Below are 12273 nucleotides of genomic sequence, written 5' to 3'. Positions count from 1 at the left end.
CCCTCTTTTTTGATGCAGCCTGAACGATAACCCGGCCGGGCTTAAGAAGTCAGGCCCGAGATCGCTTGCGCGGCGGGACGTCTGCCGGCTGCCACTTCGCCGACCGCCTGTCCGAACATGCCGAGCGTCATCATGAACAGATCGATGACATGCAGCGCGTCCGGCTGCGGCAGCTTCTGCGCGGCGCCGACGGCCCACACGTAGCGGTAATACAGCTCCCCGGCGTCGTTCAAGCTGAAGTGGCCGAGCGGGAGCCGGCTGTTGACAGCCATGAGCAGTTCGGTAAGTCCGGCGCGCGCTGCCGAAGCGACGGCGGGCGCGACGACGGTGTAAATTTGCAGCAAGCGAATATCGCCGATATCCTCGTCGCCCAGCGGCACGAACGTAAAAGTCAAAAACCGTTCGCCGTCATCTTCGTCGGCGTCGGGCGAGGCGAGCAGGGCGGGAATCGGCACGTCCGGGGACGGTTCGAGAAGTTGGCACGGCAGGCCGGCTTCCTCCAGCGCCTGCTGCAAAAAGCCGAGCTCCGCCAAGTCGCGCGCATTCGTATAGTTGTCCATTAGCTCACCCTCTCAATCGGAGTACAAACCTGGTTGAAGCGGCCGGCTGCGGCCTTCACAGCCGGGTCAGCGCTGCTTCATGCCATTAACGAGCAGCTCGCGCTGCTTTTCGACGTTGCCGTTCAAGCGGTACAGCTCGGCGGTGGAAACGCCGCTGGCCGAGATGAAGTTTTCGACGCGTTTGTATTGCTTGAGGATGCTCTCGTCGCCCGGGCGGTATTCAGGCAGCGCGGCGACCATTTCCAAGATCAGGTTGCTGTGCTGGATTCGCTTGGCCAACTTGGCGGAAGAAGACTTTTCCGCGTTGAAAACGGCTTTGGTGACGCTCCAGGCGCCCGGCTTGGCGGCGCGGTCGCGGCCCATCTGCTTGACCGTTCGCGCCACCTTCATCGTCGCGCCGGCGCCTCCGGCCGCCGCCTTGAGCGGGATGCCGACCTGCGCGCCGACGCCGGTAAGCGTCGCGATATCGCCGGCGATGTTGGTCATCTCCAGACCGATCTCGATCGTACCGCGAATCTGTCGTTTGCGGTTGATGTACTTCATTTCCTTGGCGAGCTCGTAGTCCACGATATCCTTCAGTTCCTGCGCTTCCTCCGCCGAGGCGGTCGTTCCCAGCGCGGTCAGCTCGTCCTTGCGCTGCTTGAGCTTGGCCGGGTCGGTGCCCGCGTTCGTCGTCCACAGATGTACGCCGCCGAGCGTGCGCTTTTTGCCCGCCGTGACATAATCCTTGTTTTTGCCGCCTGCGCCGTAGGCGGACTTGAACTCCCGCTTGGCCGTCGTCATCTTCATGGCGGATACGGTCGCCTTGACCGCATTGTACGTCTTGATCGTAATGGCAATGCCGCTGATGGCGATGCCGACGGCCGGAATGGCCGCGGCGAGACCCGCGGTACCCATATCCAGTATATCCTTGATCGCCTTGACGGTCTTCAGGACGCCTTGGGCCGCTTGCAGGCTGTTTTCCAGCGCGTCGAGCGTGCCGGCCACCGCTTCGTCCTTGCTGAGACCTTCGTCGCTCATGCCTTTTTTTGAACATGTCGTAGATGCCCTTGACGACGCTGAACGCGCTCTTGATGGCGGCGATCGCCTCTCCGACCGAGCCGGCCCAGTCGCTGACCGCGCCCGCATCGCCGATGTCGCCCGTACCGTGGACGACGCCCGCGTCGTTGATGAGCCCCGAGCCGCTTTCGACCATCTTCGTCCCGGAAGCGGCCGTGTCGATGACGCCTTCCGCCACATCCATCTTGGATTGCTCGGGGTCTTTGATCGCGCCGATCGTTTTTTTCATGGCGATGAGGCCGCCTACGCCGGACATGGCGAATTCGAGCGGATTGGTGCCGACGTCCAGGTGGCTCTTCTGGTTCTCGAGCGCTTCCTTCTGGTCCTCGGCGCCCTCGACGCCCTTCAGGTTGTCGATCGCGTCCTCGAGCTGCTCGGACTTGGTGCCGGGCACGAGGGTGCCCAGCTCTTTGAGACTATCCGCCGTCTCGACGCGTTCTTCCGTTCCTTCCTCCGCCTGGGGATTGGAACCGACCGAGGATAGCGCGGCGCCGGATTGCTGCGCCTTGATGTCGGCCAGCTTGTCGCGCGCGCCGGCGATGCCGCCGAGCGCCTTCACCTTTTCCTTGCGGATGAAGCCGTAATCGGAGCCGAACTTCGCGAGCTTCCAGCCGCCCGTCTTGTCGTAAACCTCGAATACGTCAAGCTCTCCGCGATACTTGATCTTGCCGCCGACCATCGTGCTTTCGTCGACTTCGAACGACTCGCCGCCGCCGGCGTCAAGCTCCTTTTTGAAGCTGCGCAGGTGCGCGCCGGCGAGCGAAGTCTGTTTCGAGGCGTTCGGGGACGGCATCGAAGCGGGAAGCTTGGCCGGATCGGTCAGCAACTGGACCAGGGCGGCGTTGCCGAGGGCGCGCTGGAGCTGCAAAATGCCCGCGGGCGATTGCATGCGCTGCAGCGTCGCGGCGGCCGGAACGGCGGACGACCGCGAGGGAACGGACTTGGCCTGCGCGGCCTGCGAGGATGCGGGTCCCGCGGAGCGGGACGCGGCTTGAAATGAGCTCATGAATGCACGACTCCTTGGCGATGGGCGAGTGGCGATAAAGGATTGAAGCGGCAGCCCCGGTCAGTCCCGGGAAGAAGGGCGGCGGTCACGAATGTTGTATCGGCGTGAAAGGGGCGACATGTTCGGGCAATCCGGGCGTAGGGCGATCGGCCATCCGCTGGATCGTCGGCGCGGCTTGATCCGGCGTAGCCGCCGCGCGCTCGCCAAGCTCGTCCGCTTCTTTTTCAAGCGCGGGGTCGTCGTTCAGGCGCATGCCGCTCTTCAACTGGGCGGTCGGCAGCACGCGCCCTTGCCGCTGCTGAACGACGTGGGCAAGCTCGTGGCCGATGATCTTCTGGCCGCTCTGCGTGTCGGGACTGTACTGGCCGGGCGCGAAATGGATGTCGTTGCCCTGCGCGTAGGCGAGCGCGCCTACGCTCGAAGCCTCCGAGGAGTTGGCGTGGACGTTGACGTTGGAAAAGTCGGCGCCCATCACATTTTCCATCTTGGCCTGGACGTCGAGCGGCAGCGCGCCTGGACGTTCCTCCTTGCGCTGCGCGGGGGGCGGCCGTCTCTTCCGGCGACAGCTCGTCCGCGCGCATCATCTGCAGTACGGCCCGGTTGCCGACGGCCCGCTGCATCGCGAGCATCTGTATCGGCTTGCCCTGCTGCGGCTTGTCGGCTTGCCCGGCGCGGGAGGCGGCGGGCTTGCGGTTGTGGGCGTATAGGCGGCTCAAAGTCGCGACCTCTTTTCCGTTCATAGATTTGTTTTCTATTATAGCTTATATTTTCCCGTATAAATACGATTTCGTTTGCCGTAAACGGCTATTTTTTTTGTCGGATTATGGTATGATACGCGTGAATAAAAACGTCTTGGCATCGCCTGACGGCGGACGGAGGGAAGCCATTGACCGCTAGGAACGACAGAGTGGACGAGGGACCGGGCGCGGACGGGAGCTGCGCGATCGCGCTGGACGAAGGCTTGTCCGCGATCGGGGCGCTTCATCGATTCATGGAATCGACCGGCGAACGCTTGGGCTGGTCGCCGCGAACGGCGCTTCAATTGACGCTCGCCTGCGAGGAATTGCTGACGAATATCGCGACTTACGGCTATCCGGACGGCGGCGAGCCCCGGATACTGCTGACCGTGGCCAAGGTCGCGGGCGGCGCGCGTCTTGTGCTGGAGGACAATGCGGCGGCCTTCGATCCGCTGGCCAAAGCCGACCCCGATCTGACGCAGGACCTGGACAGCCGCCCGATCGGCGGGCTCGGCGTTTATTTCGTCAAGCGGCTGATGGACGAACTCGAATACGAGCGGCTCCCTTCGGGCAACAGACTGACGATGATCAAATACGAATAGACGAGGTGCCAGCGATGGAATTGAAATCAGCGGTAAAGGACGGCGTCGCCGTCCTGTCGATAGAGGGCCGTCTCGACGGACAAAACGCATCGGAGGCCGAAGCGGCGTTCGTTCGCTTGGCCGGCGAAGGTCACACCCGGTACGTGCTGGATTTTTCCGCGCTACAATACATTAGCAGCGCGGGGCTGCGGGTCGTGCTCGTCGCCGCCAAAAAGACGAAGGCGCTCAAAGGGAGCTTGATCTGCGCAGGCATGAGCGAAGCGGTGCGCGAAGTGTTCGAGATGTCGGGACTGCTCGGCATTCTCGAGACGGCGGATACGGCGGCGCAAGCGACGGCGGCGCTCGCGGCCCGCTGACGCAGGGCGCGGCGAACGGCGTTCGCAGGCAATCGAAGGGCCGCGGAAGCGGAGGGGGGATGGAGACGATGGACATGCTGTGGGCGGCGGTTGCCCCGGCGCTGGTCGCGGGAGGACTGGCAGGCGGCGCGGCCGTATATTTGGCATGCCGTTCCCGCGTGCGGCAAGCCCGCACGCTGCTCGATATCAGCCTTCAGCTGAACTCGACGCTAAGACGCGGCGAGCAGATCGAGCTGATTATCGAGCGGGCGAAGACGATATTGCCGGTCGAGGCGGCTTCCGTGCTGCTGCTTGACCGGGACAGCCAGGAGCTGTTTTTCGAGGTCGCCACAGGCGGTAAAGGGGAGGAGGTCAAGCGCATCCGCCTCCCGGTCGGCGAAGGGATCGCGGGACTTGTGGCGCAGACGGGCGACAGCATCGTCGTCAACGATCCGGGCGCCGATCCGCGCTGGTCGAGCCGGGTGGCGAGCGCGACCGGCTTCAAGACGCGCAACCTGCTCACCGTGCCGATCGTCAAAGGCGGCCAGGTGGAGGGCGTCCTGCAGGTCGTCAACAAGCGGGGCCGCCGGCCGTTCACCGATCGCGACCGGCAGCTGCTCGAAGCGGTCGCCCAGCCGATGGCGGTCGCGCTCGAGAACGCCAGGCTGTACGAGCAGCTCGAGGGCTCAATGCACGCGCTGGCCGCGACGACCAAGATCAAGGATCGGCTCGAGAGCGAGCTGCAGATCGCGGGCGGCATACAGATGAGCTTTCTGCCGCGCACGATGCCTTCCGCCCAAGAGCCTTACGACGTTTGCGCGCTGCTCAAGTCGGCCAAGGAAGTCGGAGGCGACTTCTACAATTTTTACAAGATCGACCAGAACCGATTGTTCTTCACGCTTGGCGACGTGTCGGACAAGGGCATCCCGGCGGCGCTGTTCATGGCGGTCGCGCTGACGCTGCTCAAGGGCAAGATGAAGCCCGACCTGTCGCCAGGCGAGCTGCTGCGCATGGTCAACGACGAGCTGGCCGCCGACGATCCGATGCTGTTCGCGACGATCGTGTGCGGCGTGTTCGACGCCGAGACCGGCGAGACGACGCTCAGCGAAGGCGGACACTGCACGCCGTATCTCGTGCGGGCAACGGGCGAGGTGCAGCCGCTTAAGCTCAGAAAAAGCCTTCCGCTTGCGGCGATGCCCGAGTCGAGCTACTACGATACGGTCGTGACGCTGTCCGAAGGCGACCGGCTCGTGCTGTATACGGACGGCATTACCGAGGCCGAAAACGTCTCGCAGGAGCAGTACGGCGGCGGGCGGCTGCAGCGGTTTTTGGGGATGACGCCGGGGATGTCGAGCGCCGAGGTGATCGACGCGCTGCTCATGGACGTGTTCATGTTCGCCGACGGCGCGCCGCAGTCGGACGACATCGCGGTGCTGAGCCTGATGAGGCGATCGTGAAGGAGGGGCGCGATTGAGCGGCATCCGAATGTATAGGAACGGCGCGCAGCTGCTCGAGGACGAGCTGCTGCTGCTGGAGGAAGGCATGCGGTCGCTCCTCGGCCCGTCGGGCGAGGACCCTTTCGCCGACCCGCTGGCCGCGCTGCGGGGCCTCGTCGTGACGCCCGAGGAGCTGCTGCGCGCGGCGCCGGAGGACGAGACGGCTTCCGAGCGTTGGCGCGCCTTCGCCGCCCGGCGGCAAGAGGCGGAGTCGCGAATGGCGGAAAGCGAGCGGCAAGCAGCCGCTTCGGGGAACGCGCTGCCGCTGACGCTTCTGACGGAGCGGCTCGGGCTGTCGCGATGGGAAAGGCGGCTCGTCGTGCTGGCGATCGCCGGAGAATGCAGCCGGCGGTACGAAAAGTGGTTCGGCTACCTGAACGACGACGTGACGCTCAAGGCGGCGACGCCGGATCTGGCGCTGCGGCTGCTGTGCGACTCGGCGGACGAGCGGGCCGAAGGGCGCCGCGCGCTCGCGGGGACGCGGCTGCGCCGCCTGCTGCTCGATGCCGGCGAGGAGGCTCGCGCGCGAACGCCCGGCTTCCGCGAGCCGCTGCGGCTGGATCCGCGCATCGTCAGCTTCGTGTTGGAGGCGGAGCCGCTGGATGCGCGGCTCGACGGTATCGCGAGCCGCTACGGCCCGGACGACGCGGAATTGCCGGCGCTGCCCGCGAACGACGAGGCGTGGCGCGTGCTCGCGCCGCTGGCCGAAGCGCGGGAAGCGCGGGCGCATTCGCACTGGCCGATGGCGCAGCTGTGGGGGCCGGCGGGCGCGGGCAAGCGGCTTCGCGTCCGTCGGCTGGCGGCGGCGCGTGGACAGGCGCTGCTCTGCGCGCAGGTCGAGCGGCTGCCGGCGGAGCCCGCCAAGCTCGCCGCCGCGCTCGCGCAGCTCGTCAGGGAAGCGCTGCTCGGCGGCGCGGCGCTGTGCTTTGCCGAAGGGGAGGGCGCGAAGGCGCCGGACCCGGCGCTGCTTGGCGTATACGGCGATGCCCTCGCCGGCTATGCGGCTTGCGCCGCGCATCCGCTCGTCTGCTGGTGCAGCCGCGAACGGCGTACGCCGCACAGCCTGCCTGCGGCAGAAGGGCGCATGTTCTGGCAGGCGGAGGTCGGCCTGCCGGATGCGGCGCGGCGCGAGACGCTATGGATGGCTTCGGCGTCGGCGGGACGCGAAGGCATCTCCGGGCCGATGCCTCAACGGTACGAGGGAGGCCTGTTCAAAGAGATCGCCGACAAATACCGGCTGTCGCCCGGTCAGACCGAGCAGGCCTGGCGCCAGGCGCGGACGCTCGCCGCAGGGTCAGGACATGCGTGGCCCGCCGCCGCGGAGCTCGAGGAAGCCGCGCGCGGCCAGTTTCGCCACCGGCTGGCGGAGATGGCGGAGCGGATCGTGCCCAAGCGGAGCTGGAGCGACCTGGTGCTTCCGCCGGAGCCGCTCGCGCTGCTGCGCGAGGCTTGCGGGCGATTCGCGCATCGCGGGCGCGTGCTCGAGGAGTGGGGATTCCGCGACAAGCTGCCGTACGGCACCGGACTCCATCTGCTGCTTGCGGGGCCGCCCGGAACGGGGAAGACGATGTCCGCCGAGATCGTCGCCGGCGAGCTCGGACTCGACATGTACCGGATCGACCTGTCCCGCATCGTGAGCAAATACATCGGCGAAACGGAGCAGCGGCTAAGAGAGCTGTTCGCCGAAGCGGAGCAGAGCGGGGCCATCTTGTTTTTCGACGAGGGCGACGCCCTGTTCGGGAAGCGGACCGAAGTCAAAGACGCCCACGATAAATATGCCAACATGGAAGCGGCTTATTTGCTGCAGCGGATCGAGGCGTACGACGGGGTGACGATTCTGGCGACGAACCTGTTGCAAAATATGGACGAAGCGCTTTTGCGGCGGATGAGCGCGGTGATCAAGTTTCCGGCGCCCGACGCCGCGGACCGCGAGCGCATTTTCAAGACGCATCTGCCGCCGTCCGTGCCGACCGGGGACGATCTGGATCTCGCATTTCTGGCCGCAAGACTCGACGTCGCCGGCGGGCATATCAAAAATATCGTGCTGACCGCCGCTTTTTTGGCGGCGGGCGAAGATCGGCCGATCGGCATGCCGCATCTGGTGCGCGCGTCGGCCCAGGAATTGCGCAAGATGGGGAAAATCTGGGTCAAAGACCATTTTGCGCCCTATGACGGCGAAACCGATGCAAGTTTTGGATAGCCACTGTGCGAAAATGCCGATATAATGAATTTATTGGCGAAAAATGTAGCAATCTGCTTTTCGACCAAGGTTATCATTACTATCGCCTGCGAGAGGGGTGTCATCCATCGGCTCCTACACCGCGATCGCGGAGGTCGGTTCCAGCCTGCTGAAGCTGCTTCGCGAACAGCTGTCGCCCGATCCGATCGTCCGTCCCGACTTGATCGGCCTGGCTTCGCCGGCGGACAAAGGAGACCTTAGCTTGTCTCTGTATCTCGTCGGCGTCCGCGAGAGCGGGGGAAGCCAGAAGAAACGCGATGCAGGCGCAGGGCGGCCAGCTCCGCTTTCCGCCGCTGGCGCTGGATCTTACATATCTCATCACCGCGCATTCGGCCGCGGAGCCGCTCGCCCGAACGCTGGACGAGCATCTGATGCTGGGCAAGGTGATGCAGACGCTGTACGACAACGCCGTGCTTCGGGCGCCTTATCTAGAAGGCTCGCTCGCGATGTCCGGCGAGGAACTGCGCATCACGTCGGAGAACATGGATACGGATCAACTGGTCCGGCTGTGGCAGTTCGGCGATCTGCCTTACAAACTGTCGCTCGTCTACCGGGTGGGCCCGATCCTGCTGGAGTCGAACCGCGTGAAGCCGGGACCGCGCGTCGTCGAGCGACGCATCACGCTGCGCGACATCGGCGAAGGAGAGCCGCGATGAGCGCCGCATCGACCTTCGTCTCACGATGCTCCCTGGTCGTATATCCGATCGACGCCTGGACGGGGCGGGCGCTCGCCGGGGCCGACGTGGTCGTGCGGCTGGAGGGACTGCCCCACAAGCCGCTGCGCACGGCGGACGGCGGATTTGCGTTCATGGACGTGCAGGCTGCCGCTTGTAGTTTGACGGTATCCGCGCCGATGCGGCTCGCCTCGCGGAGGGACGTCGATTTGACTGCGCTCCCGGCGCGGTCGCCTGTCGTCGTCGCGCCGCTGCTGCCCGGTTCCAGGCTCGCGGCGCCGCCGGGCGCGACGGGGCTTGCCCTGCTGGCGGTCGGCGCGGACGGCAAACCGGTGCCGGACCTCGATATTTACGCATGGATCGAAGAGGAGAGCTGCGTCCGGGGCAGGCTGGCCGACGAACTGCCGGCCGGCTCGGACAAGCTTCGCTGCGCTTCGGAAGGCGGCCGGCTGCTGCCGGGCGATCACTTCATCCTCATGGAGCGCGGCGGAAAGGCGAAGGAGCGCTGCAGGGCCGGCCCGGACACGGGCCAGCCGGGACTGCTGTCGCTTGAGGCGCCTGCGATGCGGGACTGGCGTCGCGGCGCATTGCTGCTGCCTGCGGCCGAGGCGCGCACCGACCGCGAAGGGGCGGCGACGCTCGCGCTGCGCGGCGCTTATCCGCAGCGGTTCCGCGTTCACGCGGAGCTGGCGCTCGGCAAGAAGCGGACGCGCGCCGAATGGACCGCAAGCGGCGGGACGGTGACCCCGCAAGCGCGCATCGAATGGCCCGCCGGCTGACGGCGGCGCATAAGCGGCCGACCGCTTGAGGAGCGGCGGCCGCGCGGACAATGGGCATGACGATGTCGCGCCCGCGGCGGTTGGCTGCGGGCGCGGCGGCGATTGTTATAGATTATCGAAAGGCCGCGGTCAGGAGGGCGTGCCTCGGACGCCGGAATCGCAATCGGGCTCTATCGATTCGGACCGGCAGCCCGGGCAGCCCGCCTGTACCGCGGCGATCAACCCACCAGCAGAGAGGAGGAACTGGCCGCTTACGGATGCCGCATCAAGGTCGACATCAGGATGCATCCGTGAGGGAGCCGGGGAGTATGGCAGATTATTTGTCGCCTGGGGTATATGTAGAGGAATTCGAGAGCGGGTCCAGACCGCTTGAGGGCGTCAGCACCAGCACGGCCGGTTTTATCGGTCTTGCCCAACGCGGCGCGGTAGAGGGGCTGCCCTTGCTCGTGACCGGTCCCGCCGATTTCCAGCGCGCGTTCGGTTCTTATTTGTCCGAGAGCGCCTTCGGCAGTTATCGTTATTTGGCTTACGCGGTCGAGCAGTTTTTCATGAACGGCGGCTCTCGCTGCTACGTGATGCGGGTAGCGCCTTCCGACGCGAAGCCCGCTACGAACGGCGACCGGTTGGCGGACGCGCTCTCCATCTCCGCCAAAAATCCCGGCGCATGGGGCAATCTCGTCAGCGTATCGCTCGCGCCGGCGAGCAAGGCGAAGACGCAGATTTACGAAGTGACCGACAAGCGCTACCGCGTCAAAAACGCCAACGGCTTTTACGCGGGAGACGTCGTCTCGTTCGCGGCCGGCGGCGAGGTTCAACTTGCCCGCATCGTCAGCGTTCAGGACAATATCGTCGAGCTGGCCGAGCCGCTGGACGGCGACGTCGTCGATACGGCGCTGCTGCCGTCCAAGGTCTTGTCGACGAGCGAATTTACGCTGACCGTCGCGTTCGGCGACGAAGTCGAGATTTTCGAGAAGGTATCGCTGAATCCCGAAGCGCCTTCTTACTTGGACAAGGTGGCCAGCCGCTCCAACCTGGTGGACGTAACCGCGCTCGTCACTTCGACTGCGGCGACCGCGCCCTTCGAGCAGCTGACGGGCGACGCCGAAGGCGTGCTCGAGTTCGTTCTGACGGGCGGCAGCGACGGCACCGTGGGCAATCTTTCCGCCGCCGATTTTATCGGCGAAGACCGCGGACCGGGCCGACGCACGGGCATCCAGTCGTTCATCGACAACGACGTGGTCAGCATCATGGCCATTCCCGGCGTGACCGATCCGAACGTCCAGCTGTCGCTCGTCGCGCACTGCGAGAATCTCGGCAGCCGCTTCGCGATTCTCGACATTCCGCGAGAAAAGACGAAGGTAGCGGACGTGCTTACGCACCGCGACCTGTTCGACTCCAGCTACGCGGCGCTTTACAATCCGTGGCTGTCGGTATTCGATCCGCTCGACAAGCGCAACATTTTCGTGCCGCCGTCCGGCACGATGGCTGGCATCTATTCGCGCTCCGATACGACGCGCGGCGTTCAGAAGGCGCCGGCCAACGAAGTGCTCCGCGGGGTCGTCGGACTCGACGTGCAGTACAACACCGGCGAACAAGACATCCTGAATCCGGCCGGCGTCAACCTGATCCGCTCGTTCACCGGCCAGGGCATTCGCGTATGGGGCGCCCGTACCGCGTCTTCCAATTCGCTATGGAAATACATCAACGTGCGCCGTCTGTTCATTTTCCTGGAAGGTTCGATCAAGGCAGGCACGAACTGGGTCGTATTCGAGCCGAACAACGATCAGCTTTGGGCTCGCGTGCAGCGCACGATCGACGCCTTCCTGACGCGCGTATGGCGAGACGGGGCGCTCGTCGGCTCCAGCCCGTCCGAAGCGTTTTTCATCGATATCGGCCGCTCCACGATGACCCAGGACGATATCGACAACGGACGCCTCATCTGCGTTATCGGCGTCGCGCCGGTCAAGCCGGCCGAGTTCGTCATCTTCCGCATCACGCAGAAGACCGGCTCCGAATAAAGGACGGCAAGTCAGCTTAGCGCCGTCCGCCGGCCGGAGGCGCCGCACGATATTCACGGAAGGGGATACCCATGACAGGAGAACGTACAGATCCGTACCGCAATTTTAGATTCCGCGTTGAGCTCGAAGGCTTGCAGCAAGCCGGCTTCAGCGAAGTGTCGGGCTTCGACGCTTCGTTCGACGTCATCCAGTACCGCGAAGGCAACGAAGTCATCACGCCGCGCAAGCTCCCGGGGCTGGCGCGTTACGGCAATATCAGCCTCAAATGGGGCGCTACCGACTCCCTGGAGCTGTGGGAGTGGATCCAGGACTGCGTCAACGGCACCGTTGAACGCAAGACGGTCACGATCATCGCCATCGACGAGGAAGGCACGGACGTGGCGACCTGGCAGGTCATCGAAGCCTGGCCGGTGCGCTACACCGCGCCGAACTTCAACGGCCAAGGCTCCGAAGCGGCGATCGAGCTGCTCGAACTGGCGCATGAAGGCATGACCCGCACGCAATAATTCATATCCTTAAGCCCCTCGGGGCGGCTGGAGAGCTGACCGGCAGGACGCGATTCGCCTGTCGGCAGCTTCCGGCATTGTTCCGAACGAAGAGGATATCACTCGTTCCGATGCTAGCCTTATGTAGGAGCGTTCGATGAATCTTCGGCAAATCTCTGAAGTAACCGGTTGCCAGAAGCGCAGGTCGCTACGACCGACCCGCATTTCTAGCAGTCCGACGTTACATCCAGACGCCAGCCGGCTTGCGCGGACAGGAAGTCCG

General features: G+C 64.9%; 14 protein-coding genes. 11 read left to right on the top strand and 3 right to left on the bottom strand.

Annotated features, from left to right (window positions below):
* Window positions 1–41: 41 nt before the first annotated feature.
* A complete protein-coding gene (locus OMP40_RS29275; RefSeq protein WP_277536636.1) occupies window positions 42–560 on the bottom strand; it encodes a type III secretion system chaperone family protein in 519 nt (172 codons plus the stop codon).
* 66 nt (window positions 561–626) lie between these two features.
* Window positions 627–1580 carry a hypothetical protein gene (locus OMP40_RS29270; RefSeq protein ID WP_277536634.1) on the bottom strand — a complete coding sequence of 318 codons (954 nt, stop codon included), beginning with the start codon at window positions 1578–1580 and terminating at the stop codon, window positions 627–629.
* Between OMP40_RS29270 and OMP40_RS29265 the strand changes: the two genes are divergently transcribed.
* The gene (locus OMP40_RS29265; protein WP_277536632.1) at window positions 1579–2103 is read left to right on the top strand and encodes a hypothetical protein; all 525 of its coding nucleotides are present in this window, start codon (window positions 1579–1581) and stop codon (window positions 2101–2103) included. The two genes, OMP40_RS29270 and OMP40_RS29265, sit on opposite strands and share 2 nt — an antisense overlap.
* A gap of 12 nt (window positions 2104–2115) precedes the next feature.
* A complete protein-coding gene (locus tag OMP40_RS29260; RefSeq protein ID WP_277536630.1) occupies window positions 2116–2619 on the top strand; it encodes a hypothetical protein in 504 nt (167 codons plus the stop codon).
* A gap of 91 nt (window positions 2620–2710) precedes the next feature.
* Here the strand turns inward: OMP40_RS29260 and OMP40_RS29255 are convergent, their stop codons facing one another.
* A complete protein-coding gene (locus OMP40_RS29255) occupies window positions 2711–3133 on the bottom strand; it encodes an eCIS core domain-containing protein (RefSeq protein WP_277538105.1) in 423 nt (140 codons plus the stop codon).
* 19 nt (window positions 3134–3152) lie between these two features.
* Here OMP40_RS29255 and OMP40_RS29250 point away from each other — a divergent pair, with 19 nt between their 5' ends.
* The 9 genes from OMP40_RS29250 (at window position 3153) to OMP40_RS29210 (ending at window position 12011) form a co-directional block, all read left to right on the top strand.
* Window positions 3153–3332, top strand: a complete 180-nt coding sequence (locus OMP40_RS29250; protein WP_277536628.1) for a hypothetical protein — start codon at window positions 3153–3155, stop codon at window positions 3330–3332.
* A 179-nt stretch (window positions 3333–3511) separates the two neighbouring features.
* A complete protein-coding gene (locus tag OMP40_RS29245) occupies window positions 3512–3964 on the top strand; it encodes an ATP-binding protein (RefSeq protein ID WP_277536626.1) in 453 nt (150 codons plus the stop codon).
* A gap of 14 nt (window positions 3965–3978) precedes the next feature.
* Complete coding sequence (locus OMP40_RS29240; RefSeq protein WP_277536624.1) at window positions 3979–4320, top strand: STAS domain-containing protein; 342 nt, start codon at window positions 3979–3981, stop codon at window positions 4318–4320.
* A gap of 68 nt (window positions 4321–4388) precedes the next feature.
* Window positions 4389–5756 carry a PP2C family protein-serine/threonine phosphatase gene (locus tag OMP40_RS29235; RefSeq protein ID WP_277536622.1) on the top strand — a complete coding sequence of 456 codons (1368 nt, stop codon included), beginning with the start codon at window positions 4389–4391 and terminating at the stop codon, window positions 5754–5756.
* Between the two features lie 13 nt (window positions 5757–5769).
* Window positions 5770–7995 (top strand): AAA family ATPase, encoded by a 2226-nt coding sequence (locus tag OMP40_RS29230; RefSeq protein WP_277536620.1) that lies wholly within the window; start codon window positions 5770–5772, stop codon window positions 7993–7995.
* A gap of 296 nt (window positions 7996–8291) precedes the next feature.
* Window positions 8292–8690 (top strand): DUF4255 domain-containing protein, encoded by a 399-nt coding sequence (locus OMP40_RS29225; RefSeq protein WP_277536618.1) that lies wholly within the window; start codon window positions 8292–8294, stop codon window positions 8688–8690.
* Window positions 8687–9487 (top strand): carboxypeptidase-like regulatory domain-containing protein, encoded by an 801-nt coding sequence (locus tag OMP40_RS29220; RefSeq protein ID WP_277536616.1) that lies wholly within the window; start codon window positions 8687–8689, stop codon window positions 9485–9487. Before OMP40_RS29225 ends, OMP40_RS29220 begins: the two co-directional genes overlap by 4 nt.
* A gap of 308 nt (window positions 9488–9795) precedes the next feature.
* Window positions 9796–11505, top strand: coding sequence for a phage tail sheath family protein (locus OMP40_RS29215; RefSeq protein WP_277536614.1), 1710 nt, complete (start codon window positions 9796–9798; stop codon window positions 11503–11505).
* A gap of 71 nt (window positions 11506–11576) precedes the next feature.
* Complete coding sequence (locus OMP40_RS29210) at window positions 11577–12011, top strand: phage tail protein (RefSeq protein ID WP_090112549.1); 435 nt, start codon at window positions 11577–11579, stop codon at window positions 12009–12011.
* Window positions 12012–12273: the final 262 nt, after the last annotated feature.

Origin of the sequence: Cohnella rhizosphaerae (genome assembly GCF_029525575.1) — a bacterium.
Taxonomy (GTDB): domain Bacteria; phylum Bacillota; class Bacilli; order Paenibacillales; family Paenibacillaceae; genus Cohnella; species Cohnella rhizosphaerae.
The sequence above is the reverse complement of the archived record's forward strand: the minus strand, read 5'-3'. Positions and strand labels throughout refer to the sequence as shown.